Origin of the sequence: Bacillus cereus group sp. BfR-BA-01524 (genome assembly GCF_022662595.1) — a bacterium.
Lineage (GTDB): Bacteria > Bacillota > Bacilli > Bacillales > Bacillaceae_G > Bacillus_A > Bacillus_A thuringiensis_S.
Genome location: NZ_JAKUDW010000282.1, coordinates 1 through 482 on the forward strand (window position 1 = coordinate 1; position 482 = coordinate 482).

The following is a 482-nucleotide window of genomic DNA, read 5'->3' on the forward strand; positions in this document are numbered from 1 at the left end:
TCATCGTTAATACATGAGTTGTTGGTTTTACATCTGTTGTATCTAATTCATTTAACTGTTCTGCAAATGTAACAATTGCATCTAGTTGTTTTTGAAATTTTTCTGCTTCTTGATCAGTAATTGCAAGACGTGCTAAATGTGCTACGTGCTTTACATTCTCAACGGAAATTCTTGACACGGCTAGGCCACCTCCATAATATATCGTTCAATCTACAATACTATTGATGATACCAAATTTTCAGTACTTCAAGCAAGTCAACACAGAGTACTTACGCCATTTTTACATAAAAAAAGAAAGGCAAATGCCTTTCTTTACAATTTACTCTTTATCTAACGGTTTATTTTTTGGGAATCTCTCGTTATCTTCTTCGTTATCACGAATTGTTTTTTGTAACACAAAACAAGACATCGTTAAAAATAATGTTCCAATTAAATAGTATCCTTTTACACTAAGCGTTTCATCTAACGTATAAATCCCAATT

1 protein-coding gene and 1 pseudogene are annotated in these 482 nt (G+C 32.0%); both read right to left on the reverse strand.

The genetic code is table 11. From position 1 onward, the window contains the following. Positions 1–178, reverse strand: a pseudogene (gene gatC, locus MR170_RS31065) (Asp-tRNA(Asn)/Glu-tRNA(Gln) amidotransferase subunit GatC); the annotation flags it as partial. 141 nt (positions 179–319) lie between these two features. After that, positions 320–482, reverse strand: a 163-nt coding sequence (locus tag MR170_RS31070; protein WP_242310676.1) for a YiaA/YiaB family inner membrane protein, incomplete at its 5' end; no start/stop codon positions are given.